This is a genomic window from Aliiroseovarius halocynthiae (assembly GCF_007004645.1).
Classification (GTDB): Bacteria; Pseudomonadota; Alphaproteobacteria; order Rhodobacterales; family Rhodobacteraceae; genus Aliiroseovarius; species Aliiroseovarius halocynthiae.
Window position 1 is genome coordinate 1,770,192 of the sequence record NZ_ML660019.1, and the last position, 25,020, is coordinate 1,795,211.

Genomic DNA, 25,020 nt, shown 5'->3' on the forward strand with positions numbered 1-25,020 from the left:
ACCGTCTGGCCCCGGTGCAATCAAGTCAGAAACCCACCCACGGGCATGTTATTTCCGATCGGTCTACCAGTCCCCACGCGCGCGGATCTGGGAAGACGAGACATCCAGCATGGGCACATTCACCAAGGACCATGCAGGCGCGTGCGACATGCGCAATTTGCTGGCCTGTCGCCCCGGAATCTGAGCCAACCGAAATCTGCGTGCCGCATTGGACATTCTGGCCGCCCCGCGATCCCCTGGCCGGGCCAAGATGCCCACGGGAACGTTCGACATAATCCAATCCCAGCGCTCCCACCGATGGAAATCCGCCAAATTGTCGGCCCCCATCAGCCAAATGAATTGCACACCGGGATAAAGCGTGATCAGCCTCTCAAGCGTTTCAGCGGTATAGCGCGTGCCGGTATAGGCCTCGATCTGCGTGACCTTCACCCGCGGGTGCTGCATCACGTCGCGCGCATGATCCACGCGCTGCGCCAACGGTGCCGGCCCGTGTTCCTTCAATGGATTGCCGGGCGTCACCAGCCACCAGATCTGATCCAACCCGAACCGTTTCAGAGCTTCACGCGTGATGTGCACATGCCCTTCATGGGCGGGATCAAACGATCCCCCCAAAAGACCAATGACCTGACCGGGCCGCGCATATGGGAAGTTGTGACGCATCGTAGACAAGGGGGCTTAGTCTGTTTCCGACGACGCGGCCCACAGGTTCGCGGTCTCTTCATTGATACAGGCGTCGATCTCGACCAGTTCATCATCTGTGAAATCAAGACGCGCTACTGCGCCAGCACAATCCACGACCTGTTCGGGCCGTGAGGCACCGATCAGCGCCGAGGTGATCCCCCCCTCGCGCAGAACCCATGCAAGCGCCATCTGTGCCAAAGTCTGCCCGCGCCGTTCAGCAATCGCTGCCAGCGCGCGCAGGCTTTCAACGACGGTATCGGACACCAGATCACGCGCCAGAGACTTGCCTTGGCTGGCGCGACTATCCGCCGGAATACCCTTCAGATATTTCCCGGTCAGAAGCCCCTGCGCCAGCGGTGTAAAGGCAATGGATCCCACGCCCAGCTCGGACAGGGTATCTTTCAACCCGTCCCTCTCGACCCAACGGTTCAGCATATTATAGCTTGGCTGATGGATCAGGCAGGGCGTGCCCAGATCTTTCAAGATCGCCACAGCCTCGCGGGTGCGTTGACTGTTATAGCTTGAAATCCCCACATAAAGTGCCCGCCCCGAGCGCACAATATGATCCAACGCACCCATAGTTTCTTCAAGCGGCGTATCTGGATCAAACCGGTGGCTATAGAAGATATCGACATAGTCCACGCCCATGCGTTTCAGGCTTTGATCACAGGATGCGATCAGATATTTTCGGCTGCCCCATTCTCCGTAAGGGCCGGGCCACATGTCGTACCCCGCTTTGGAACTGATGATCAACTCATCACGAAACCCAGCGAAATCACTGCGCAGGATCTCTCCAAACGCTTCTTCCGCGCTGCCTGCGGGCGGGCCGTAATTGTTGGCCAGATCGAAATGCGTAATCCCGTGATCAAACGCCGCCCGGCAAATCGCCTGCTTCGTCGCATGAGGAAAGTCATGTCCGAAATTGTGCCACAACCCCAAACTAATCGCGGGCAGCTTCAGCCCGGACGCGCCACAGCGCCGATACTCCATCTTTTCATAGCGATCTTCAGCGGGATGATAGGTCATAACTGCTCCTTCGGGATTGCCCTGCGCCCTTTGTCTGGCTAAGACAACCGGAAGTCAAACACGAGGACGCGCAACATGGCCGCATATCAGTACGTTTACCACATGGACGGGGTGTCCAAGACCTATCCCGGTGGCAAGAAATGCTTTGAGAATATCCGCCTCAGCTTCCTGCCCGGCGTGAAGATCGGCGTTGTTGGTGTGAACGGCACCGGTAAATCGACGCTGATGCGCATCATGGCGGGCATCGACAAGGAATTTCAGGGCGAGGCATGGGCCGCTGAGGGGGCCAAAGTCGGCTATCTGCCGCAAGAGCCCGAGCTGGACGCGTCGTTGGATGTGCGCGGCAACGTCATGCAGGGCGTGGCCGAGAAAAAAGCCATCCTTGAGCGCTATAACGAACTGGCCATGAACTACTCGGACGAAACCGCCGAGGAAATGGCAAAGCTGCAAGACGAGATCGATGCACAGAACCTGTGGGATCTGGACGCGCAGATTGATGTGTCGATGGAGGCACTGCGCTGCCCCCCCGATGACGCCGACGTCACGACCCTGTCGGGTGGTGAAAAACGCCGCGTCGCGCTGTGCAAGCTGCTTCTGGAAGCGCCTGACATGCTGCTTTTGGACGAACCGACCAACCACTTGGACGCTGAAACCATCGCGTGGCTGCAACAGCACCTGATCGACTATAAGGGCACCATCCTGATCGTCACTCACGACCGTTACTTCTTGGATGACATCACCGGCTGGATCCTTGAACTCGACCGCGGATCGGGCATCCCTTACGAGGGCAACTACTCGGCGTGGCTGGAACAGAAAGCCAAACGGCTGGAACAGGAAGCCCGCGAAGACAAATCCAAACAGAAAACGCTGGAGCGCGAACTGGAATGGATGCGTCAAGGCCAAAAAGCCCGTCAGGCCAAATCCAAAGCCCGTATCGCTGCCTATAACGAAATGGCCGGCCAGTCCGAGCGTGACAAAGTCGGCCGTGCCCAGATCGTCATCCCCAACGGCCCCCGAATGGGATCTAAGGTGATCGAGGTCGAAGGCCTGAAGAAAGCCATGGGCGACAAGCTGTTGATTGAAGGGCTGGATTTCAGCCTGCCCCCCGGCGGTATCGTCGGCGTCATCGGCCCCAACGGCGCGGGTAAATCGACGCTCTTTAAGATGCTGACCGGTCAGGAACAGCCCGATGAAGGCACTGTGGAACTCGGCGACACCGTGAAACTGTCCTATGTGGACCAGTCGCGCGACGACCTGAACGATGGCGACACCGTCTGGGAAGCCATTTCAGGCGGGGCCGAGATCATCGAACTGGGCGACGCGCAGGTGAACTCCCGCGCATATTGCTCCAGCTTCAACTTCAAAGGCGGCGACCAGCAGAAGAAGCTGAACCTGCTGTCAGGCGGTGAACGCAACCGTGTGCACATGGCGCGTCTGTTGAAAGAGGGCGGCAACGTGCTGCTGCTCGACGAACCGACCAACGACTTGGACGTGGAAACCCTGCGCGCACTCGAAGACGCACTGGTGGATTTCGCCGGCTGCGCCGTCGTCATCTCGCACGACCGCTTCTTCCTTGACCGTATCTGCACCCACATCCTGGCCTTCGAAGGCGACGCCCATGTGGAATGGTTCGAAGGCAACTTCGAGGATTACGAAGAGGACAAAAAGCGCAGGCTGGGCCCGGACGCGCTGGAGCCCAAGCGCTTGAAGCATAAGAAGTTTACGAGATGAACAAAGGGCCCCAATTTCGGGGCCTTTTTTATCAGCGCGAGGCAGCGGATTTGACTTCAAATCCGCGTTCGCGCACCCTTGAATTGACGAACAACACTAACCATCTAGTAGTTGTTCGAGTCGCGGCGGCCCTGTGGGCTGCCCTCTCGAAAAGCGCTTAGCGGTGCTATGTCGAAACCTTTGCGGGAAGTAGGCTAAGGCGGTCCGACAGGACTCGCGGCGGAGCTGCGAATAATCTGAGCGGGTGGCTGCCGACCGAGCAACCAATCGGCCGAACGGTTACTCGAACTGCTAGCAAGGGCAGTATAATCCACTGAGTGTTCTTTAACGCTCGTGCGCATGAGCATCGCTAAGGACAATTCCAATGCGATTTTCATACAAAATAGAGGGGCGAGTGTCATATGGCGACGTTATCGGAACCATTGCTCTCTTGCTGACAATACTAGGATTCTTCCTTTAACGTCGGGCGGTCTTCGGGCCGCCCCTCTTCTTTTCACCCATAGGACATCGCCTGACCCTAGGTGGGCGGAACGCCCTGTCACGCCGAAGGCGTGCCTCCAGCAAAATTGCTTTGCGTGCCTCTGGAACGACGGGGAGGGTCATCTCTCGGCAATTGCCAAGCAATCACCTGCCGATCAGCGGGGCGTTGTCCGGTCTGTCGACCGGACGAAAGGGCAATAGGCAAACGCTACCCCTTCTCCACTGCCACCGGCTGACCCTCTTCATCCAACGCGACAAACACAAACACGCCCTCGGTCACCTTGTGTTTGGACCGGCCGCGATCGCGTTCCGACCACGCCTCCAGCGTGATGGACATTGACGTGGTACCGACCTTCGTGACCTCGCCATAAAGGCACAGCACATCCCCCACTTTGACCGGAGAGATGAATTTCATCGCGTCCACCGCAACGGTCGCCACACGCCCGCCTGCGTATTCCGCGGCCAAGACGCCACCTGCAATATCCATTTGGGACAGGACCCAGCCGCCGAAGATGTCGCCTGCCACGTTGGTGTCCTTGGGCATGGCAAGCGTGCGCAGGATGATGTCGCCTTCGGGGGCGGATTGAGTATCAGACATCTTGGTGGACATTGGGGCCTCGTTCATTGCTTCCCTTTGGGTAAGCTGCACCAAGGCCCCGCGCAAGGAGGTCCTTACGTTATGCCCCTATCAGGCCGCGCGTGCGACGTCGTATAGCTCGTTCAACAGATCCAGAAGCGTTTCCATCTTCTCGGCCCCGAACTTCTCTTCCAAATCCTCATAGATGCCAGCCGCTTTTTGCGACATCGCGGTGTACCGCCGGCAGCCTTCCGTGGTGATCTGCACACGTCGGCGGCGTGCGTCGGTGTCCTCGATCCGCTCGATCAACCCGCGTTCGGTCAGGGTTTTCAGGATGCGCGACAAGCTGGGGGGCATCAAAACGCAGCGCTCGGCCAATTCGGTGGCGCAGCAGGGTTTGCCTTCTGCCAGAACGCGGATGACGCGCCATTGCTGGACGGTCAGGCCGATGTCATCCAGCTCCTGCCGGAAGGGCTTGAGGGTCGCCTCACGGGCGTGGAGGAGCGCCAGAGGCAGCGCGCGATCGAGTTTCTTCAGTGTCATCTTGGGTCCTTTCGCGGATAACCGCGTGGATCGTGCTCCAGCTTTTGCGGCTAAAGCGGGTTTCAATTTCCTGAACCTCAAGGCTTAGAATAAAGGGCGTATCGCCCAACTGCGGGCGCAGCGCGTCCTCAACCGCGCTGTAAAGGGTGTCGGCGATGGCCTCGCGCGTGGCCTCGTCCCGTCCCTGCCCAAGCCTTAGGATCATATCGACGAAGTGATACCCGCCTGCCCCGTCTCCGATGGCATCAACATCGGCTTCAAACCCACGCACGCGGATACCGCCGATGGGGCATTGCCCCGTGGCGACCAAAGCGGCGCGCATGGTTTCGGCCAGCACAGGCAAGTTTGCCTGTTGGCCCAGCCCGTTGCTGTATTCAAATGACAAATGCGGCATGTTCACTCCTTAACACTGGTAATAAATACCGGACGTTGGGAAATTGCAAATCATTGCAGGTGCAACAAGTTGTCTCAGGTGTTAAGTACCCCCGCTGCGACCCACGCGTCAAACTCGGCCAGCACCCGATCCGAGAATGCCGCGTCGTTGATATGGCTGTCCAACTCAATCAGGGTCACATTGTCCGGGCAATGCGCGCGGATCTCATCAACGAAAGCCGCCAGCCCGTCGGCATCGTGCAGCGGGCCACCCGGGCGGTCCCATTCATTGCCGCCTTCAAGAGGTAGAATTAGGTTCACTGGGCCATTTGCGAGGGCCAGCTGAATGCACATGGCCTGCGCCATCTCGCGCCGCTGCTCAGGCGTCATCATAACCGAAGACAGCAGCCGGTTATGGGCGTGCACTTCTTGGCCCTTCAGCTTCGGCGGGGCGTCCTGCCAGCCGATAAAATCCACAAGGTCATAGCAGCCGATGGATACCATCTGCGGCGTTCCAGACGCGCCCGCATTGGTCATCCGGTCCGGGCCCGCCGAGATAGTGGACCCCATGATGTGATTGCCAAGTTCCTGCGGGGCGAAATCCAGAACGGCCGCAAAAGCACCTCCGCCCGCAAGGCTTTCGAACGCCCTTCCGCCCATGCCTGTTGCGTGGAAGACGGCGACCTCGAACCCGCGTTTTTCCAGCGCCGGTTTCAGGCTGACCATATAGCGCAGCACAGTTTTACCGAAGCTGGTCATACCGATGAGTGGCTTTTGAAAGTCCGGTTTCTCGACCGCGCGGGCGGCACCCAGAACGGCACCAGCGGCTTGTGACAACGACGCTTTGCAGATCGAGTTCAACCCATAAAGCCCGCCCGCCCACAGGATCATCTGCACGTCCGCTGGCAAGCGCTCTGGCGGGATCAAGGGCGAGAAACTAACGGTGGACACGACGTATTTCGGCACCCCAATCGGCAATGCCTGACACAGATCCAACGCCGCATCCGTGCCCATGGTTCCACCCAGCACGATCAACCCGTCGAACACGCCTTCACGATAGAGCTTCAACGCCAGAGCGGCAGACCCCTGCGCCATGATCTGCATGGCCGTGTTCTCGTCCCCGCTGTCGATGGCGGCTTGGATAGACGACCCACCCGCCTCGGCCACGTCATGTTTGGAATAGTCGCACGGCGCGCTTGGATCGCCCAGAACCGAGATGTCCATCGTGGCCACGCCACCACCCTGCGCCCGGATCACATCGGCGATATAGTTCAGCTCGTCATCTTTGGTGTCATAGGTCCCGACGACCAGAATTACCTTATCGCTCATAGCTGCATCCATGCTGTCTTGAGGTCGAAATACTTGTCGAACGCGTGCATCGATTTGTCATGGCCGTTGCCCGATTGCTTGACGCCGCCCAAGGGCACCGTGCCATCCGCGCCGCCATAGGTGTTCACGTGCACGACGCCTGCCTGAATGTCGCGCACCATGTTATGCGCGCGTGACAGGTTCGACGTCCAAACCCCTGCGGCCAAACCAAATTTCGTGGAGTTGGCCATGGCAACGGCTTCTTCGTCTGACTTGAACGACGTGACGGCCAGCACCGGACCGAACACTTCGTTCTGGGCCACATTGTCTTGCGGCTTCACGCCTTTCAGAACGGTCGGCTCCATGAAATAGCCACCTGTGTCTTCCATGATACGCGAGCCACCCAGCGCAATCTCGGCACCTTCTTCGACGGCCTTGGTGACGAAGTTCAGGTTGCCTTCCAATTGGGTCAGGTTGTTAACGGCACCGATATTGGTGTTCAGATCCAGGGGGTTGCCTACCTTCATCGCAGCTGCATGACGAGACAGCGCCTCGACAAACTCGTCATGAATGTTCTCTTCTACCAGCAACCGAGACCCGGCCACGCAGACCTGCCCCGCGTTGCGGAAGATCCCAGCGGCGGAAACCTTTGCCGCCTGTTCCAGATCTGGGGCGTCGGCAAAGACCACGTTGGGGGACTTGCCGCCCAGCTCCAGATAGCAGCGTTTCAGATTCGAGCGTGCCGAGTATTCCAACAACCTGCGCCCCACCCCGCCAGACCCGGTAAAGACCAACACGTCCACATCCATCGACAAGGCCAGCGCCTCGCCGGTGACGGACCCCGCCCCGGTGACGACGTTCAAAACGCCATCCGGCAGGCCAGCCTCAGCCGCCAGTTCGGCCAGCCTGAGCAATGTTAAAGAGGCCGTTTCCGCCGGTTTCAACACCACCGAGTTCCCCGCTGCCAACGCAGGCGCCAATTTCCACGCGCCAATCATCAACGGGAAGTTCCACGGTACGATCGCGCCGACAACGCCCACGGGTTCCTTATGCACCAAACCCAGCACATTGCCCGCCGTCGGAGCAATCTCACCATAGACCTTGTCCAACGCCTCGGCATAGTAGCGGAAGGTTCCCGCCGCTGAACCCGGCTCGGCCTTTAGGGCCATACCGATCTCGGTCCCGTTATCGCGCACGCCCAGAACCGCCAGTTCCAGAGCATTCTGCTCGATCAGATCCGCCAGCTTGTGCAGCACCTTCTTGCGATGCGCCGGGGCCGCGCGCGACCAACGCCCGTCGTCAAAGGCTCGACGTGCCGCCGCAACGGCCCGATCAACATCCGCAGCGGATGCCCGCTCAATCGTGGTCAGTCTTTGCCCGTCAATCGGCGAGAGAACGTCTTGCGCTTCGCCCTCAGCGTCTTGCCACGCTCCGTCAATATATAGTTTCTGCGGCGCGACAGGATTGCGGGAAAGCTCGTTGATGCGTGACTGGTCTGCCATTCGTCAGTCTTTCTTTCTTTATAGTCCAGCCAGACCCGGCGGAAATGCAGGAGCAGGACAAGGACAATCATTCCGAACAGGATCGCCGCGATCGGGCGATCAATGAAATCAAGCGGGGTCTTCACGCGCGCCATCGCGCTGCGCAGTTTCACTTCCATAATGCCGCCCAGAACCATGCCCAACACGATGGGCACGACGGGCAGTTGCATGCGTTTCATGATGAAGCCAAAGATGCCGAAACCGGCGGCGATGATACAGTCCGTCAGCGAGTTGCGAAGCGAATAGACCCCCACGAAGCTGAGGATCAGGATGCAGACGCCAAGGAACCGGTTGGGGATTTTCACCACCTTGATCAGCTGGTTTGTCGCGACCAACAGGAAGGCCACCACCAGCACGTTCAGGATCAATAGCGCAAGATAAAGCGCCACCACAAAATCCATATCGTTTTGGAAGAGCTGCGGGCCGGGGATCACATTGTGGACATAGAAAACGGACAGCATCATCGCCGTCAACGCCTCGCCCGGGATGCCCAGTGCCAGAAGCGGCACCATGGCGGCGCCGGGAACGGCGTTGTTCGCGGTCTCCGCCGCGATCAGTCCCTCGGAAGAGCCATGCCCGAAATCCTCGGGCCGTTTCGACGACTTCTGCGCGTAGGTATAGGACATGAATTGCGCGGTGAACTCGCCCACGCCAGGGATCATGCCCATCACCACACCAAACGTGGCCGAGATGCCCGCGATGCGCGGATGGCGGGCCAACTCGCGGAAACCCTGAAAGAAGCTGCCTTTTAACTTGGTCAGGCGCACTTTTTCGTCGTCGCCGTGAAGAAGTGTGAAGGCTTGGCTCAGTGCAAACAGGCCCAGAACGACAACGATCAGATTAACTCCGCCCGACAGCCAGCTTTGGTCAAACGTATAGCGTTTTGAATAGCTCGCCGGGTGCAGGCCGATCGTGTTCAGCCAGATGCCAAAGCACGCCATAGCGGCGGCAATCAGCGTGTGTTTGCGGTGCGCGGTTACGACAAGGATGATGCCCAGAAGCGCCGCCAAGAAGATCTCTCGCGAGCCAAACATCGGGGCGATTTTCGCCAGAATGGGCGCGAAGAAGATCAGGCAGACGACCGAGAAGATGCCGCCAAAGAAAGACGAGCTATAGGCCAATGACAACGCACGCCGCGCCTCGCCCCGCGTTGTCATCGGGTATCCGTCATAGGTTGTCAGCGCATTCACCGCCGTGCCCGGCGTGTTGATCAGGATCGCAGGTATCGACCCGCCATACATCGAGCTGCCATAGATGCCCAACAGCACGGTCAGGCCCACAATGGGGTCCATACTGAAGGTGGCGGGCAAGAGGATTGCGATGGCCACAGCCGGGCCAACGCCGGGGATCGCACCAATCAGAACGCCGCCGACAGAGCCAACAAGCAGCGCGAGCACCACATCCCAGCGCGCCAGAACCGAGGAGCTGGCCTGCACCTGTGCAAGGAAATCGTAGATCAGGTCCATGCTGCCCTCAGAAATTCAGGATGAAGAACGAACGCAGCGCGCCCGGAAGATATTCATAAATCGTCGCGCCGGGGATCTTCACTTGCAGGAAGCTTTTGAAGATTAGAACGACCAGAACAGCGAAGATGCCCGCACTCCACATCATCAGGCGAGAGCGATAGCCAACGCGCCATGTCAGGATCAACGAGAACGCGATGGTGACCGGCAGATAGCCAATCAGCGGCACCAAAAGCACATAGGCCAGGAACCAACCGGCCCATTCGAAGACAGACGCCCAAATCTTGGCTTCGCGCCGGTCGGTCCAATGTTGGTACAGCCATGTCACGCGGATAATCGCGACCAGAAACACAAAGGGGGCCGCGGCAATGGGGCCAAGCCAGAGCGCCAACCCAATCGCCAGCACAGCCCAAGACAGGCTTTCGGCCCATTGGAACCAATCCGCTTCGCGCATCCAACGCGGCAAAAGGCGGGGCTTGCGTGGCAAATGCCAGAAATGCAGCGCGGTGAACACCACCATGCCCCCCACACCAATCGCTGGCCAAAACCGAGGCTGCGCGAAGAAGTCTTTGCCTTTCAGCCACTTGGTTTGATCTTCAATGGCTGCCAACAAAAGCGTGGCACAGATCAAAAACAAGGCCGCGAACAACACCTGACCGCGCTGTGGCCGGTCGGGATGTTCTGTGATTTCGTCGCTCATATCGGGCGCTTTCCGGGGCTTTTGCGTCACACGGGGCCAGCCAAAGCCAGCCCCGCGAAAGATCGTGTCAGCTTAGGTTATTCAAGGATACCGCTAATGACAGCGCCGGTTTCCTGATCCGCCGCAATCCGCGCGGCCGAGGCGTCGGCGTCCATCCAGTAAACCAGTGCCCCGGTTTCCTTGGCGACGGCCTGCGCACGCTCGCTCATCACGGTTTTCGCGGCGACTGCTGCGATTTTCTCGCGCACGTCAGCCGGCGTGTCCTTGGTCACAAACAGACCGTTCCACAGGGCGATGTTCAGCTGTTGGTCCAACTCGCCGATGGTGGGCGTATCCGGCACAAGGCTGATACGCTCGTCCGTGACGGCCATCAGGACTTTGACATCCTCCAAGCAGGGCAGGATCAGTTGCAGCGTGGTGTTGATCACATCCGCATCGCCCGAGGCCAGCGTATTACAGTCAAGCGCATCAAATGCGGCGTCCGAGCCCCACTCGAAACCGGCATTCTTTGCGTAAGCCTTTGTCACCTGCGTCGGTGTCAGCACGTCGCCAAAATGGCCCAGCGCCACGTCGTTTTCCTTGGCATAGGCGGCCAGCTCTTCCATCGAGCTATAGGGCGCATCGCCCGAGGTCGCGACCACGAAGGGATAGGTCAGGAAGATGCCGATCGGGTCGAACTTGGCCGGGGCCAACTCGTCGATACCGATCTCGTGGCCGATCACGGGCACGGCGGGAACGAAGCTGCCAATTGTGTAACCGTCAGCCGGAGCCGTTGCCACGTCGATCGCGCCGGGGAACGGACCACCGCCGCCGCCGGGTTTGTTCACAACAGCCGCCGAGACTCCGTACTCGGCCTGAAAATCCTCGGCAATCATGCGGGTCAGCACGTCTTCCAGATCACCGGGAGGCCACGGGACGATGAAGCTGACCGGCTTTTCCGGATATTCGGCCATGGCAGGTGCGGCGACCATGGTTGCGGTTACGGCCAGCGCGCCAGCCAGAATGGATTTGGTGTTCATGACGGTCTCCCTATTGCGTCAGGTCTGATCTTCAAGCCGGTTCATTATTTGAACCATTGGTTTTAAAATAGATTGACAGATGCGGGTAATTCCTGTCAACAAAACAATGAACATGTGAACAGAAAATCGCGGCACCCCCCGTATGGGCACCGCGCAAAACACAAGAGACACCGAATGGGAACCGCCTCTAAGGCACTGTCGTTGCTAAATTATTTCAGCCGATCCACGCCACAGATTGGGCTAAGCGACATTGCGCGACTGTCCGGAATGAACAAGGCTACGGTGCATCGCCTTATGAGCGAACTGGCCTCGCATGGATTCGTTGAACAAGTGGGCGCAGGCCGTGAATATCGTCTCGGCCCTGCCTTTCTGCGCCTTGCAGCGCTGCGTGAAAAAGCAGTGCCGATGCGCGAATTGGTCATGGCAGAGCTGAAAACACTCAGCGAAGTGACCGGAGAAACTGCACATATGTCGCTGCTGAACGGTGATGTCCTGTCCAACCTTGCCTATAGCTATGCGCATCTGCATGGCACCATGGTGATGATGGAAGATGCCGAGGTGCTTGAGCTGCATTCAACCGGATCCGGATTGGCTGTACTTGCATTTTCGCCCACGTCATTTGTGGACACAGTGCTGAACAAACCCTTGGTGGCTCGCACATCCGAGACCATCACCGACCCCAAGGCCATTCGGGCCCAACTGCCACAAATCCGTCGTGTTGGGATGGCCCAATCCATTGGCGGCTTCGAACAAGATGTTCATTCCCATGCTGCACCAATATTCGATGCCACATCGCATTGTATCGGCGCGATGGCAGTTGCGGCACCTGTATCACGCATGACCGACACATTGCGCACCACCATTCAAACCGAACTTGCCCATGCGGCACGGCGCACGACGCGCGTGCTGGGTGGCTTCCCCCCTGACACGTTCCCCCTTCCTGATCTCGCAGCCCCTGCTGCAGAAAGCGAGCTGACATGAAAGATTCCAACTTCCTGAAAGAGAAAAACGCCCGGTCGCTTTGGCATCCCATGGCGCATCCTGCCGATAGTCTGAACAATCCTCCGACCATCATCGCCGGCGCGTCTGGTGTGAAAATCACCGATGTGGATGGTCACGAAGTTGTCGACGCGGTTGGCGGGCTTTGGAACGTCAACCTTGGCTTCTCGAACCAGCCTATCAAGGACGCCATCGCCGCCCAGCTGGACACCCTGCCCTACTATTCCACGTTCCGCGGCACCACGAATGACAAGGTGATCGAACTGTCAGAGATCCTGCGTGATTTCTTCGCTCCTGACGGGCTGACGCGTGCATTCTATACGTCGGGTGGATCAGACAGTGTGGAAACGGCGCTCCGTCTGGCGCGTCAGTATCACAAGGTGAAGGGAAACACGGGCCGCACCAAGTTTCTGAGCCTAAAGAAGGGCTATCACGGCACGCATATGGGTGGCGCATCAGTAAACGGAAACGCCAATTTCCGCACCCAATATGAGCCCCTTCTGCCCGGATGCTATCACATCCCCGCGCCCTATACCTATCGCAACCCATTCAACGAGACGGATCCCGAGCGTCTGGCCCAGCTGTGTCTGCAGGCGATGGAAGACGAGATCGCGTTCCAAGGTGCGAACACAATCGCCGCCATGATCATGGAGCCCATTCTGGGCGCTGGCGGTGTCATCCCGCCCCATAAAAGCTTCATGCCCGGCGTGCGCGAGATCTGCTCGCGCCACGGCATTCTGTTGATCGCGGACGAGGTTATTACCGCCTTCGGCCGCACCGGCGGCTGGACTGGTAGTCGGTACTGGGGCGTGCAGCCTGATTTCATGTGCACGGCGAAAGCGATCACCAATGGCTATTTCCCCTTTGGTGCCGTGATGATCGCGGATCATGTGGTTGAAACCTTTGAAAGGGACACGACTGGTGCTGCCAATATCGGTCATGGCTATACCTATTCGGGCCACCCCGTCGGGGCCGCCGCCGCCGTGGCCTGCATGGCCGAAACCCAACGCCTGAAGGTGAACAAAAACGCAGCCGCGCGCGGGGCCGAGCTGTTCGCAGGTCTGCAGGAGATTGCCGCCGCCAACGACATCGTGGGCGATGTGCGTGGCGGGCACGGGCTGATGTGCGCGTTAGAGCTGGTGTCGGACCGCGCCACGAAAGCGCCTATCGACAAGAAGGCCATCGGCACCCTGCAAGAGGTCGCCTATCAGAACGGCGCGATGGTACGCGTATCCGGCCCGAACGTCATCATGTCACCTCCGCTGGTGCTAAGTTCGGACGATGTGCAGACGATTTTGAACGCGTTGAAAGCTGGTTTTGCTGCGCTTTAAGTCATTCCAATCAACGACAAGGCCGCCCAATCGGGCGGCCTTTATCTGTGCTGGTCGATCAGTATCGGGTACCCGTCAGGATCGGTGACCATGAAACTTCCCGGCCCTTCCTCGCCGCCCTGCTCTTGCGTCACCTCAACCCCAGAGGCGGCCAACTTCGCCTTTATCGCGCGCACATCATCAAACGGGTCGACATTCGTGGCGTTCTGGTCCCAACCGGGATTGAAAGTCAGCATCGCGCCCTCAAACATCCCCTGAAACAGCCCCACCAACGTGTCGCCGTTCTTCATAATTAGGTAGTTATGCTCTTCCGTGCCCGCATAAGCGGTGAAGCCCAGCGCTTCATAGAACACGCGTGATGCCGCCAAATCCTTGACGCCAAGACTGACCGAGAATGCTCCGAGTTGCATGATGTGATCCTCCTTTTTCAGATCACCTTATCACACTCGGCGGGACAAGACTGTCAGACAGGTACAATCAGGCGGATCCCATCCAAATCGTCTGAGGCCTCGATCTGGCACGACAGGCGCGAGGCATCGGTCACTTCGCCATCTGCCATGTCCAGCATTGCTTCTTCGAAGTCGCCTTTCTCGCCGGCTTTCGCCAGCCAGTCACCGTCCACATGCACATGGCAGGTCGCGCAGGACAGCGAGCCCCCGCATTCACCTTGAACACCCGCGATATTATGCGCTTGGGCGGCTTCCATCAGGTTCACGCCCGTCTGGACATCAGCCACAACTTCCTCGCCCCCAGGCAGGACCCAGGTTACTTTCATCTCGTATCTCCTTGTTTTATCGTTTTGATCAAAGTCGATTGAGCAGGATCAGAATTCGCTGCCTCTCAATCAGCTAGGTGCTGATTTCGAACGCGATTTCTGATGCGCATTTGTTTCGGTGAAATCGACAATGATCTAGACGAAGTTCACATAGAAATCGCGCAGCCCATCGCCTTCCAGATCACGGGTCTTGATGACCTCTTTGCGCTTCATGAAAATGTGGTTATCGACCAGCAGGCGCCCGACGCGATCGCCCAGAACGGTGTCGGCCTCTAGGTCCTTCATGGCAGCTTTCAGGTTCACTGCGGTGCCATCCTTGGCCTCGGTCCGATCAAACCCGTCACCACCTTCGATGGGGCCCATTGGATAGTTGTTTTCAAGCCCCAAAAGCGACGCCTGCAGCACTGCAGCCACCGCCGTATAGGGGTTCGCTGTCGCGTCCGCCATTCGGTGTTCAAGCCGCGACTTCGCGCCGCCTTCGCCAGAAATCCGCGTGGTGACGTTTCGGTGATCCCCGCCCCAGTTGCGCCAGTACCCGGACAGCGATCCCGGCTGCAAACGCTGATACGAATTCGTCGTCGGAGCGACCAGTCCTGCCAGCCCCTTATGGTGATGCATCAGGCCTGAAATACAGCCGCGCGCCAGATCGTTCATGTGATCGGGTCCGCCCACGGGTCCATTGTCCAGCGCATTGCCGCCAGACCGATCCCGGAAGCTATAGTTGATGTGCATGCCTGACCCGCCCGCTTCGGCAATCGGTTTGGGCATGAAGGTCAGGACCAGCCCGTGTTCCAGCGCCACTTCGCGGGCCATCTGGCGGAACAGCACAATGTCATCCACATGTTTCAGCACCTCATCAAAGGTCAGCGTGAACTCGAACTGAGGGCTGTCATATTCGCCCGTCATCATTTCAAGGTTAAAGCCCAGCTTCTCAGCCCGTTCCCAGATGTCGTCGGTGAAGCGCAGTGGATCGGTGAAGGGGCCAGTGCCATAAACCACACCGCCCGGCGCGTCATAGGGCACAAGGCGGCCAATTTCATTGGCCATCAGGGCAAAGCATTCCAGCTCGATCCCAACCATCGGGGTCAATCCGCGCTCTTCCCATGCCGCAACCGCGCGCTTCAGCGCTTGCCGTCCGCACAACTCCAATGGCGCGCCGTCTTGGTCATACAGGTCACCGATGACAATCTGCGTCGAGGCCTCCCATCCCTCGCGAATGTCTTCCGCCCGCCAGCGCAGCTCCATATCCGGCAGACCTTCCTTCATCATCGCGCCGGGCGCATCCAGAAGGTCCTTGTCGTAATGCACACCATAGGTCGAGCGGCAAAACCGCGTCTCGCTGGTGCCAATCTTTGACCCGGGCAGATACTTGCCGCGCAGAATACTCAGGTGATCGAGCCAAAGGGCCCGCAAACGGTCTTTCATCAATCCTCCCTGCCCGGTTTTCCGGGTCGTCCCCTTTTGGGGTTACTTGGCCTGCATCGTCACAGGCAATTCCTTGATCCCACCCACAAAGTTCGAGCGCAGGAATTTGTGGTCCCCGGCAGGTTCCACCATTTTCACGCGTTTCGCCAGTTCTTCGAACAGAACCCGGACCTCAAGCCGCGCCAGATGCATACCCAAACAGACATGCGGGCCGCCCTGCCCAAAGGACATATGGCGGTTGGGGCTTCGGTACAGATCAACGCGGTTGGGGGCGTCGAACACGTTCTCATCGCGGTTGGCTGAGGACCACCAGTAAAGCACCTTGTCGCCTTCGCGGATCAGCTTCCCGTGCATCTCGTGATCGCGGGTGGCGGTGCGGCGGAAGTAAAGCGCGGGTGTGGCCCAGCGGATAATCTCGTCCGGCGCAGTGGCCCAGATATCGCCGTCGTCCTGCATTTGACCTAGCAATTCTTGCTGATGCGCCATCGCCTGAATACCTGCCGCGATCGAATAGCGGGTGGTGTCGTTTCCTGCGGCAACCAACAAGCAGAAGAAATTGCGGAACTCCTGCTCTGGCATCACGTTGCCGTCACGGTCCGGCTGCATAATCATATGCAGCACGCCGTCCGTGTCACCCTTGCGGTTCTTTTCTTCGATCAAACGCCTGGCATAGTCGAACAGCTCAGCCCCGGCGGGCGAGTTGAACGGCATCATCCGGTATTCGTCGGTCTCCATCTTATCAAGCACGTGATCGGTGAAATCCGGGTCCGTGTTGGCGATCAGAGCGTCACCTTTTTCCACAAGCCAGGGCAGATCCGCGTCCGGTGTGCCAATGATCCGGCCCAACATCATCATGGGCAGCTGACGGGCGATTATCTTGGTGGCGTCAAATGTGCCCGCTTCCAGCGCCGCGTCCAGAATGGGATGGCACAGCTCGCGAATTTGATCTTCAAACCCAGCGACCACGGGGCGCGAGAATGCCTTCCCTACCTTCACGCGGGTCTTCATATGTTCGGGCGGATCGGTTTCCTGAAAGGTGCGGCGGGCCAGATATTCCTCGTAAGTCTGATCCTCCATTCGGATCCCACGGGCAGAGGACATCAGCTCGTAATTCCGGTTCAACTCGGTGATATCTGCGTGGCGCACCACGTTCCAGAAGCCCTCGCCCCCGTCCCAATCGGTCCAACTGAGCGGGTCTTCGCGGCGCAAGCGTGCGAACGTGCTGTGCGGAGCACCGTTTGCAAAGGTGTCGTGGCTGGACAAATCCGCGAAACCATCATCATTTGGGGTCCAAACGGTCATGCGCTCCTCCTTGGCGTTTTTGCTATTGTATGCAGCGCGTCTATAAATATATTATAGAACATGTTAAATATGTAAAGGGCGAAATCATGCATATCGCAATCCTGATGGCAAACACGGATGAAAGCGAGTTTGCGCAGCTCCATCCGAAGGATGGCGAAAAATGGACCGAGCTTTTGGCAAAGAAGCGGCCAGATTGGACATATGCCGTGTTCGCGGTCAAAGACGGCGACTTCCCACGCGATCTGACGTCATTCGATGGTTTCGTGATTACCGGAAGCCCCGCGTCGGTTCATGATGGCGCGCCATGGATGTCAGATCTGTTTGCGTTGATCCGCAAACTGAATGATCTGCAACTGCCGATGTTTGGGGCCTGCTTTGGGCATCAGGCAATTGCCAAAGCCCTTGGCGGGAAGGTGGAAACCAACCCCGATGGCTGGGTGTTCGGCTCGACCGAAATGGAGATCACCGAAGCTGCCCCATGGCTCGAGGTTAAACGCTTTTGGCTGTATGGCGCCCATATCGAACAGGTCACGAAGATGCCCAACGGGGCGTTAAACATCATGTCATCTGAGGGTTGCCCGATGGGGGGATTTCGGATCGGCGACCACGTTTTCACCACGCAGAACCATCCCGAAATGACGCGCCGCTTCATTGTCGATCTGATCGAAGAGCTTGCGGATGACAAGCCTGCTGAGGTCATCGCGAATGCCCGCGAGTCTCTGCGCCTTCTTGCAGATGGCCCGATTTTCGCGTCTTGGATCGTACGGTTTTTCGAACACGCAAAGGCGGCGCAGGGCTAGTTGCTGCTCTGCACATTTCTGGCGCTCAGCCCAAAGCCGCCAGCAGGTCCATGACTGTTACGCGGTCAAACAAAACGTGCTCGGTCATCAGTGCCCGCGCTTTGTCTGCGTCATGCGCCAAGATCAATTTGGCGATTTGGCGATGCTCGCGCGCGCTTTCAGCAATTGCGCCGGGATTACGATACCGCGCCCGGTAATAGGCCAGCAACTTGCGCCCATTCAGCTTGATCATGTCTAGCAGAAAGGGATTCCCCGCAGCTTCGGCCACCGTCTTGTGGAACTCGAGGTTCAGCGCGTAGTACCCGTGTGGGTCCCCATCGCCCTTGTCACGGGCATGGGTCTCGCAAGCCTCAACAATACGCATCAGTGCTGCGCCGTCTTCAGCTGAAATTCGACGCGCTGCCAGCCCGGCAGCCTGCCCTTCCAGTTGGGCATTCACCTCGAGAATGGCCAGAAACTCTTCAAAACTGGGCTTGAACAGCACAGCCCCTTTGCGTGGCGGGCGGGTAATCAACCCCATCGCCTCAAGCCGTAACAGCGCTTCACGCAAGGGTGTACGGGACACATCATATTGTGCGATCAACGCATTCTCGTCGATCGTTTCACCGGGCGACAGCTCACCCCTGTCGATAGACGTCAGGATTGCGTTCAGTACGATTTCAGTTTGACCAGCCATGTGGGCAGTTAAGCAAATCTTGCGGTGAATTCCAGCTTTCGCTGACATTCTGTGCTATATTTCAAGCAGAACCATCCGATGGCCCCGCGCATCCCGAGACCACCCACATATTCTGGACATATTCTAATAGCGGGCTGGCCCTATTTTCGCTTCCAAATTCCGAGAAGATATTTGATCAAAGAATCTCTGTTCCCACGGCCCGCTTCGCACGGGGAACCTTCAGCACCGGAGGACGTCATGGACGGTCAAATCAAAGAAAACGATATCAGCCACGTGGTCGAGGCCGACAAAGCGCATGTTTGGCACCATCTGACACAGCACAAGCCTTTTGAAACCGGTGATCCGCGTATCATCGTGGAAGGCAAAGGCATGCGGGTTTGGGATCAGAACGGCAAAGAATATATCGACGCCGTATCTGGTGGTGTCTGGACCGTGAATGTTGGCTATGGCCGCGAAACCATTGCGGATGCGGTGCGCGACCAGCTGGTGAAGATGAACTATTTCGCCGCCTCCGCTGGATCGATCCCAGGCGCGCTCTTCTCGGAGAAACTGATTGAAAAGATGCCAGGCATGAGCCGCGTCTACATCACGAATTCAGGATCCGAGGCCAACGAAAAAGCCTTCAAGATGATCCGCCAGATCGCACATAAAAAATACGGCGGCAAGAAAACCAAGATCCTGTACCGCGACCGCGATTATCACGGATCGACGCTGGCGACGATGTCGGCAGGCGGTCAGGACGAGCGCAACGCACAGTATGGCCCCTTCGCGCCGGACTTCATTCGCGTGCCCCATTGCATGGAATACCGCAAGCACGAACTTGGGCTGGAGCATCTGTCGGGTGCCGAGTTCGGTCGCGCCGCTGCAGACGCCATTGAAGAGGTCATTCTGCGTGAAGGCCCGGATACTGTCGGCGCGCTCTGCCTGGAACCGATCACCGCTGGTGGTGGCGTTATTGAAGCGCCCGAAGGGTACTGGCCGCGCGTGCAGGAGATTTGCGAAAAGTACGACCTTTTGCTGCATATCGATGAAGTCGTCTGCGGCCTTGGCAGAACCGGCACTTGGTTTGGCTATCAGCATTACGGCATCAAGCCCGACTTCGTGACGATGGCGAAGGGCGTGGCCTCTGGCTATGCGGCAATTGCCTGCTGCGTGTCCAACGAGCGCGTGTTTGACATGTTCAAGGAAGACGCATCGGATCCGCTGGGCTATTTCCGCGACATCTCGACCTTTGGTGGCTGCACCGCCGGTCCTGTGGCGGCGCTGGAAAACCTGCGTATTATCGAAGACGAGGGCCTGTTGGAAAACACCACAAAGATGGGCGAGCGTATGTTGGCCAATCTGAACGCTCTTGCTGAAAAGCACAGCGTGATTGGCGACGTGCGCGGCAAAGGTCTGTTCCTTGGCGCAGAACTGGTGAAAGACCGCGAGACCAAAGAGCCGGTTACCGAAGCCGAGGTCGGCGCAGTGGTTGCCGATTGTGGCGCACAAGGTGTGATCATCGGAGCGACCAACCGGTCCCTTCCCGGTCGCAACAACACGCTGTGCTTCAGCCCGGCCCTGATCGCAACCGAACAAGACATTGATCGGATCTGCGAGGCCGTCGACAACGCGTTGACCAAGGTTTTCGGCTGACAGCGCCGCAGTTTGACCTCATAGTCTGTTTATAGGCGGCCCTGTCACCGGGGCCGCCTTTTTCATGCGAGCTGAAAGGACATTAGAAATGTGGCCTGCCCCCGTTACTCTGACCGGAGATCACGTCAAGCTTGCCCCGCTAAGCGCTGATCACGCCCCCGCGTTGAAAGAGGCCAGCAAAGACGGTGAACTTCACCGCCTGTGGTATACCTCTGTCCCTACCCCCGAGGGCATGGAGGACGAAATCGCCCGTCGATTGGATCTGCAAAATGCTGGGTCGATGTTGCCATTCTGTGTAATGACACCGGACGGAACCCCCGTTGGGATGACCACGTTCATGAACATTGATGCCGCAAACAAACGTGTTGAAATCGGGTCGACGTGGTATCGCTCATCCGTTCAGCGCAGCCCTCTGAATACCGAAGCCAAACGTCTGTTGCTGGCCCATGCCTTTGAGGATCTGCACTGCAACGCGGTCGAATTCCGCACCCATTTCATGAACCATCAAAGCCGTGCGGCGATCGAACGACTTGGCGCAAAGCTGGACGGCGTATTGCGTAGCCATATGGATCAGGGGAACGGCGTTTTGCGCGATACGGCGGTCTATTCGATCATCGCGTCTGAGTGGCCAGCTGTGCGGGCGAACCTGACTTGGCGGCTTGAAAAGCCCCGAAAATAGGGCCGTTCACCTTCACGTGACCCGGTGCGTCTGGACAATTAACCATTTTGTTCTATATTTGTTCTCATTCGCATGAAGCAAAGGAACACGCCATGGCCCAACCCAGAAGCCTGCCCCCGACGCCGAAACAGACGGACTATGCCCGTGCAATTGCATCAAAGCTTGGCGCGGCAATTCCTGCCGATGTTGCGCAGGACCGTGCGGCACTGTCGGGGTGGATTGGCGAACATCAGGCGCGGCTGAAAGCCCGTACCATCCAACCGCGCGACACGCGTGCGACCTCGAAACAGGTCGCCTTTGCCGAACGGATCGCACGCGCCAAACGCCGCTCGGTCCCGGATGAGTGCTTTCGTGATGCGGGGCTGATGTCGGCGTGGATTTCATCAAATCGTTAAAGCGTTTCTCGTCGACCTGACGTATGGGCGAAAGACGCGCCGCGACATGACCGCATCTGAGGGATTTTTTTGCGAAATCCATACTGGGTTTGCGAAAACCGCGTAAGAAGTCGAGTATATCCAGATTGCACCCCAACTAGGTCCAATGTAAGGTAACATCTATGGCTGCACCCGTAGAGACCTTTTTTCTGGACCCGGACGCCCAAGGCACGCTCCAGGCCCAGATCCAACAAATGATCGCCGAGGCAATCCTGTCCGGGCGTTTGCCGCGCGGCGAAAAGCTTCCTTCGACCCGGAAATTGTCGACACATCTTGGGGTCAGCCGGATCACGGTCACGCTTGCCTATACGGAACTTCAGGCGAATGACTATCTGTCATCCAAGGGACGCTCCGGCTTCTATGTCTCTGAAAACGCACCAGAACCGCCAAGCTTTCAACCACGCGCCCGCGGCGAAGACAAAGTCGACTGGCATCGTGCCATTGGCAACCACTTCACCGGAGGCAGCACGCCCCAGAAACCGCAAAATTGGCGGCAGCACAAATACCCCTTCATCTATGGTCAGGCCGATCCAAAGCTGTTTGACCACAATGCCTGGCGTCTTTGCGCCTTGCGTGCACTGGGACATAAAGACCACGCCGTGATGATGGGCGATTATTATGATCAAGACGATCCCCAATTGATTGAATTCATTGCCCGCCACATTCTGCCCCGGCGCGGCATTCTGGCCCGTCCGGAAGAAATCCTGATCACGCTGGGCGCCCAGAACGCATTGTGGATGGCCGCGCAAATCCTTTTGACCCAGCGCCGGACCGCCGCAATCGAAGATCCCTGTTATTACTCGCTGCGCGATGTTTTGACCCAAAGCCGGTGCCATCTGGTGAATATCCCCGTTGATCGTGACGGCCTTCCCCCAGAATTGCTGCCCGACGGCACTGATGTCATCTTCTCGACACCCAGTCACCACAGCCCTACCACAGCCACCATGCCTATCGAGCGTCGAAAGGCGCTTTTGGCACGCGCCAAAGAACTGGACGCGGTGATTGTTGAAGACGACTATGATTTCGAAATGTCGTTCCTGAAGCCGCCCTCGCCCGCGCTGAAATCCTTGGACCGTGAGGGACGGGTGATCTATGTAGGCAGCTTCTCGAAATCGCTATTTCCGGGGCTGCGCCTTGGCTACATGGTCGGGTCCGAGCCTTTCATTCGCGAAGCCCGGGCGCTGCGCTCGGCTGTGCTGCGCCATCCACCGGGGCTGATTCAGCGCACGGTCGCCTATTTCCTGTCCTTAGGCCATTACGACGCTCTTATCCGCCGCATGGGAAGCGCCTATCAGGGACGGCGCGAGGTGATGAATCAGGCGATCGAAGATACCGGGCTGACCATCGCCGGGCGTGGCGTTTTTGGCGGATCAGCATTCTGGATGCGCGCGCCTGAAGGCGTAGACATGATCCAGCTTGCCGGTCAGTTGCGCAAAAAGGGTGTGTTGCTTGAACCTGGCACGCCCTTTTTCCGCGGCCCCAATCAGCCGACGAATTTCTATCGGATCGCCTATAGCTCGATCCCTGCGTCGCGCATCCCTGAAGGGATCTCTCTGATCGCGGACGAGATCGCCAGCACGGATGTATCTGGCGCCAGATAGCCCAGACAACTGGCCCTATAGGCGCGCCGTCGCGCTGCATAATAAAGTATCAGGAAACTCGACTGGGCGGACGAAGTGATTTCGCCACCCCATCACCAATTCTAGGGAGAGCGTCACAATGAAAATGACCACCGAAGAAGCCTTCGTCAAAGTGCTTCAGATGCATGGGATCGAACATGCCTTTGGTATTATCGGATCTGCCATGATGCCGATTTCGGACATTTTCCCCGATGCGGGCATTACGTTCTGGGACTGCGCCCACGAAGGTTCGGGCGGCATGATGGCCGACGGATACACCCGTGCCACCGGCAAAATGTCGATGATGATCGCGCAAAACGGCCCCGGTATCACCAACTTCGTGACCGCGGTGAAAACAGCCTACTGGAACCACACCCCTGTGCTGCTGGTCACCCCGCAGGCCGCCAACAAGACCATCGGTCAGGGCGGCTTCCAGGAAATGGAACAGATGCGCATGTTTGCTGACTGCGTCGCATATCAGGAAGAAGTCCGCGATCCGACCCGTGTTGCCGAAGTTCTGAACCGCGTCATCATGAACGCCAAACGCGCATCCGCCCCTGCCCAGCTGAACATCCCGCGCGACATGTGGACCCAAGTGATCGATATCGAGCTGCCGGCGATTGTTGAGTTCGAACGCCCCTCGGGCGGTGCAGAGGCCGTCACAGAGGCTGCCAAGCTGATGTCAGAGGCCAAGAACCCCGTCATCTTGAACGGCGCAGGCGTTGTTCTGTCGAAAGGTGGCATCGAAGCCTCGAAAGCACTGGCTGAACGTCTGGATGCTCCGGTCTGTGTTGGCTATCAGCACAATGACGCCTTCCCCGGCTCGCACCCGCTGTTTGCAGGTCCCTTGGGCTATAACGGCTCGAAAGCTGGTATGGAGTTGATCAAGGATGCAGATGTTGTTCTGTGCCTCGGCACTCGTCTGAACCCATTCTCGACCCTGCCCGGCTATGGCATGGAATACTGGCCGTCGGACGCCAAGATCATTCAGGTCGACATCAACCCCGACCGTATCGGTCTGACCAAGAAAGTTTCGGTTGGCATTATCGGTGACGCCGCGAAAGTGGCCGAAGGCATCCTTGCACAGCTGAGCGACACTGCCGGTGACGCAGGTCGTGACGCACGCAAATCCAACATTGCACAGAAAAAGTCGGCTTGGGCACAACAGCTGACCGAAATGACCCACGAGGATGACGATCCGGGCACAACCTGGAACGAACGCGCCCGCGCGGACAAGCCCGAGTGGATGAGCCCGCGTATGGCATGGCGTGCCATTCAGGCTGCCCTCCCGAAAGAGGCGATCATCTCGTCCGATATCGGCAACAACTGCGCGATCGGCAACGCCTACCCGTCGTTTGAAGAAGGCCGCAAATACTTGGCCCCCGGCCTGTTCGGCCCCTGTGGCTATGGCCTTCCGGCTGTTGCTGGCGCCAAAATCGGTTGCCCAGACGTGCCGGTTGTTGGCTTCTCGGGCGACGGCGCTTTCGGCATCGCGGTGACTGAACTGACCGCCATCGGCCGCGAAGAATGGCCCGCAATGACACAAGTGGTCTTCCGCAACTATCAATGGGGTGCTGAGAAACGTAATTCGACCCTGTGGTTCGATGATAACTTCGTCGGCACCGAGCTGGATCAACAGGTATCCTATGCTGGCATCGCCAATGCTTGTGGCCTGAAAGGCGTTGTCGCCCGCACGATGGACGAGCTGACCGACGCGCTGAACCAAGCCATCAAGGACCAGATGGAAAATGGCGTTACCACGTTGATCGAAGCCATGATCAACCAGGAGCTGGGTGAACCCTTCCGTCGCGACGCAATGAAGAAGCCGGTTCGCGTGGCAGGCATCAGCAAAGACGACATGCGGCCCCAACAGGTCTGATTGAACTCTTCGGGCGCGGGATCCC

General features: G+C 58.2%; 24 protein-coding genes. 9 read left to right on the forward strand and 15 right to left on the reverse strand.

Translation table 11 applies throughout. The annotated features are described in order from the left end of the window. Window positions 1–63: 63 nt before the first annotated feature. Window positions 64–660 carry a nicotinate-nucleotide adenylyltransferase gene (locus FIL88_RS08730; protein WP_142853512.1) on the reverse strand — a complete coding sequence of 199 codons (597 nt, stop codon included), beginning with the start codon at window positions 658–660 and terminating at the stop codon, window positions 64–66. 15 nt (window positions 661–675) lie between these two features. Further along, complete coding sequence (gene mgrA, locus FIL88_RS08735; RefSeq protein WP_142853353.1) at window positions 676–1,707, reverse strand: L-glyceraldehyde 3-phosphate reductase; 1,032 nt, start codon at window positions 1,705–1,707, stop codon at window positions 676–678. Between the two features lie 75 nt (window positions 1,708–1,782). Between mgrA and ettA the strand changes: the two genes are divergently transcribed. Beyond that, on the forward strand, window positions 1,783–3,438 hold the full coding sequence (gene ettA / locus FIL88_RS08740; RefSeq protein WP_142853354.1) for an energy-dependent translational throttle protein EttA: 1,656 nt from the start codon (window positions 1,783–1,785) through the stop codon (window positions 3,436–3,438). Between the two features lie 688 nt (window positions 3,439–4,126). Here ettA and FIL88_RS08745 read toward each other — a convergent pair. From FIL88_RS08745 to FIL88_RS08780, 8 genes are all read right to left on the reverse strand, one after another. Then, window positions 4,127–4,516 carry an acyl-CoA thioesterase gene (locus tag FIL88_RS08745; protein ID WP_142853513.1) on the reverse strand — a complete coding sequence of 130 codons (390 nt, stop codon included), beginning with the start codon at window positions 4,514–4,516 and terminating at the stop codon, window positions 4,127–4,129. 90 nt (window positions 4,517–4,606) lie between these two features. Further along, on the reverse strand, window positions 4,607–5,038 hold the full coding sequence (gene hpaR, locus FIL88_RS08750) for a homoprotocatechuate degradation operon regulator HpaR (protein WP_142853355.1): 432 nt from the start codon (window positions 5,036–5,038) through the stop codon (window positions 4,607–4,609). Then, window positions 4,983–5,432: a 5-carboxymethyl-2-hydroxymuconate Delta-isomerase gene (locus FIL88_RS08755; RefSeq protein ID WP_142853356.1), complete on the reverse strand. Its 450-nt coding sequence runs from the start codon at window positions 5,430–5,432 to the stop codon at window positions 4,983–4,985. The genes hpaR and FIL88_RS08755 overlap by 56 nt, the downstream gene beginning before the upstream one ends. A 74-nt stretch (window positions 5,433–5,506) precedes the next feature. After that, window positions 5,507–6,739 (reverse strand): Tm-1-like ATP-binding domain-containing protein, encoded by a 1,233-nt coding sequence (locus tag FIL88_RS08760; RefSeq protein WP_142853357.1) that lies wholly within the window; start codon window positions 6,737–6,739, stop codon window positions 5,507–5,509. Continuing rightward, a complete protein-coding gene (locus FIL88_RS08765; RefSeq protein ID WP_142853514.1) occupies window positions 6,736–8,202 on the reverse strand; it encodes an aldehyde dehydrogenase in 1,467 nt (488 codons plus the stop codon). The genes FIL88_RS08760 and FIL88_RS08765 overlap by 4 nt, the downstream gene beginning before the upstream one ends. Next, a complete protein-coding gene (locus FIL88_RS08770) occupies window positions 8,085–9,725 on the reverse strand; it encodes a tripartite tricarboxylate transporter permease (RefSeq protein WP_142853358.1) in 1,641 nt (546 codons plus the stop codon). The genes FIL88_RS08765 and FIL88_RS08770 overlap by 118 nt, the downstream gene beginning before the upstream one ends. Before the next feature lie 7 nt (window positions 9,726–9,732). Then, window positions 9,733–10,422 (reverse strand): tripartite tricarboxylate transporter TctB family protein, encoded by a 690-nt coding sequence (locus tag FIL88_RS08775; protein WP_142853359.1) that lies wholly within the window; start codon window positions 10,420–10,422, stop codon window positions 9,733–9,735. Between the two features lie 77 nt (window positions 10,423–10,499). Further along, window positions 10,500–11,441 (reverse strand): tripartite tricarboxylate transporter substrate-binding protein, encoded by a 942-nt coding sequence (locus tag FIL88_RS08780; protein WP_142853360.1) that lies wholly within the window; start codon window positions 11,439–11,441, stop codon window positions 10,500–10,502. A 174-nt stretch (window positions 11,442–11,615) separates the two neighbouring features. On the opposite strand from FIL88_RS08780, the gene FIL88_RS08785 reads away from it, so the two are divergent. Beyond that, window positions 11,616–12,422 (forward strand): IclR family transcriptional regulator, encoded by an 807-nt coding sequence (locus tag FIL88_RS08785; protein ID WP_142853361.1) that lies wholly within the window; start codon window positions 11,616–11,618, stop codon window positions 12,420–12,422. Beyond that, on the forward strand, window positions 12,419–13,771 hold the full coding sequence (locus tag FIL88_RS08790) for an aminotransferase class III-fold pyridoxal phosphate-dependent enzyme (protein WP_142853362.1): 1,353 nt from the start codon (window positions 12,419–12,421) through the stop codon (window positions 13,769–13,771). The genes FIL88_RS08785 and FIL88_RS08790 overlap by 4 nt, the downstream gene beginning before the upstream one ends. A 41-nt stretch (window positions 13,772–13,812) precedes the next feature. Here the strand turns inward: FIL88_RS08790 and FIL88_RS08795 are convergent, their stop codons facing one another. The 4 genes from FIL88_RS08795 to FIL88_RS08810 form a co-directional block, all read right to left on the reverse strand. Further along, the gene (locus FIL88_RS08795) at window positions 13,813–14,181 is read right to left on the reverse strand and encodes a VOC family protein (RefSeq protein WP_142853363.1); all 369 of its coding nucleotides are present in this window, start codon (window positions 14,179–14,181) and stop codon (window positions 13,813–13,815) included. Between the two features lie 53 nt (window positions 14,182–14,234). Next, entirely contained in the window at window positions 14,235–14,546 is a 312-nt protein-coding gene (locus FIL88_RS08800) for a 2Fe-2S iron-sulfur cluster-binding protein (RefSeq protein WP_142853364.1), read from the reverse strand. Window positions 14,547–14,681: 135 nt separating this feature from the next. After that, window positions 14,682–15,971, reverse strand: coding sequence for a type I glutamate--ammonia ligase (locus FIL88_RS08805; RefSeq protein WP_142853365.1), 1,290 nt, complete (start codon window positions 15,969–15,971; stop codon window positions 14,682–14,684). A gap of 42 nt (window positions 15,972–16,013) precedes the next feature. Beyond that, entirely contained in the window at window positions 16,014–17,273 is a 1,260-nt protein-coding gene (locus FIL88_RS08810) for a cytochrome P450 (protein ID WP_142853366.1), read from the reverse strand. Between the two features lie 86 nt (window positions 17,274–17,359). On the opposite strand from FIL88_RS08810, the gene FIL88_RS08815 reads away from it, so the two are divergent. Beyond that, window positions 17,360–18,073, forward strand: coding sequence for a type 1 glutamine amidotransferase (locus FIL88_RS08815; RefSeq protein ID WP_142853367.1), 714 nt, complete (start codon window positions 17,360–17,362; stop codon window positions 18,071–18,073). A 25-nt stretch (window positions 18,074–18,098) separates the two neighbouring features. Here FIL88_RS08815 and FIL88_RS08820 read toward each other — a convergent pair whose 3' ends face one another. Beyond that, complete coding sequence (locus FIL88_RS08820) at window positions 18,099–18,749, reverse strand: GntR family transcriptional regulator (protein WP_142853368.1); 651 nt, start codon at window positions 18,747–18,749, stop codon at window positions 18,099–18,101. 237 nt (window positions 18,750–18,986) lie between these two features. Here FIL88_RS08820 and FIL88_RS08825 point away from each other — a divergent pair, with 237 nt between their 5' ends. From FIL88_RS08825 to xsc, 5 genes are all read left to right on the forward strand, one after another. Beyond that, window positions 18,987–20,384 (forward strand): aminotransferase family protein, encoded by a 1,398-nt coding sequence (locus FIL88_RS08825; RefSeq protein ID WP_142853369.1) that lies wholly within the window; start codon window positions 18,987–18,989, stop codon window positions 20,382–20,384. Window positions 20,385–20,472: 88 nt separating this feature from the next. After that, on the forward strand, window positions 20,473–21,063 hold the full coding sequence (locus FIL88_RS08830; RefSeq protein WP_142853370.1) for a GNAT family N-acetyltransferase: 591 nt from the start codon (window positions 20,473–20,475) through the stop codon (window positions 21,061–21,063). A 92-nt stretch (window positions 21,064–21,155) separates the two neighbouring features. After that, complete coding sequence (locus FIL88_RS08835) at window positions 21,156–21,458, forward strand: hypothetical protein (protein ID WP_142853371.1); 303 nt, start codon at window positions 21,156–21,158, stop codon at window positions 21,456–21,458. A gap of 161 nt (window positions 21,459–21,619) precedes the next feature. Next, complete coding sequence (gene pdxR / locus FIL88_RS08840; protein WP_142853372.1) at window positions 21,620–23,098, forward strand: MocR-like pyridoxine biosynthesis transcription factor PdxR; 1,479 nt, start codon at window positions 21,620–21,622, stop codon at window positions 23,096–23,098. Between the two features lie 118 nt (window positions 23,099–23,216). Continuing rightward, window positions 23,217–24,995, forward strand: coding sequence for a sulfoacetaldehyde acetyltransferase (gene xsc, locus FIL88_RS08845; RefSeq protein ID WP_142853373.1), 1,779 nt, complete (start codon window positions 23,217–23,219; stop codon window positions 24,993–24,995). Window positions 24,996–25,020: the final 25 nt, after the last annotated feature.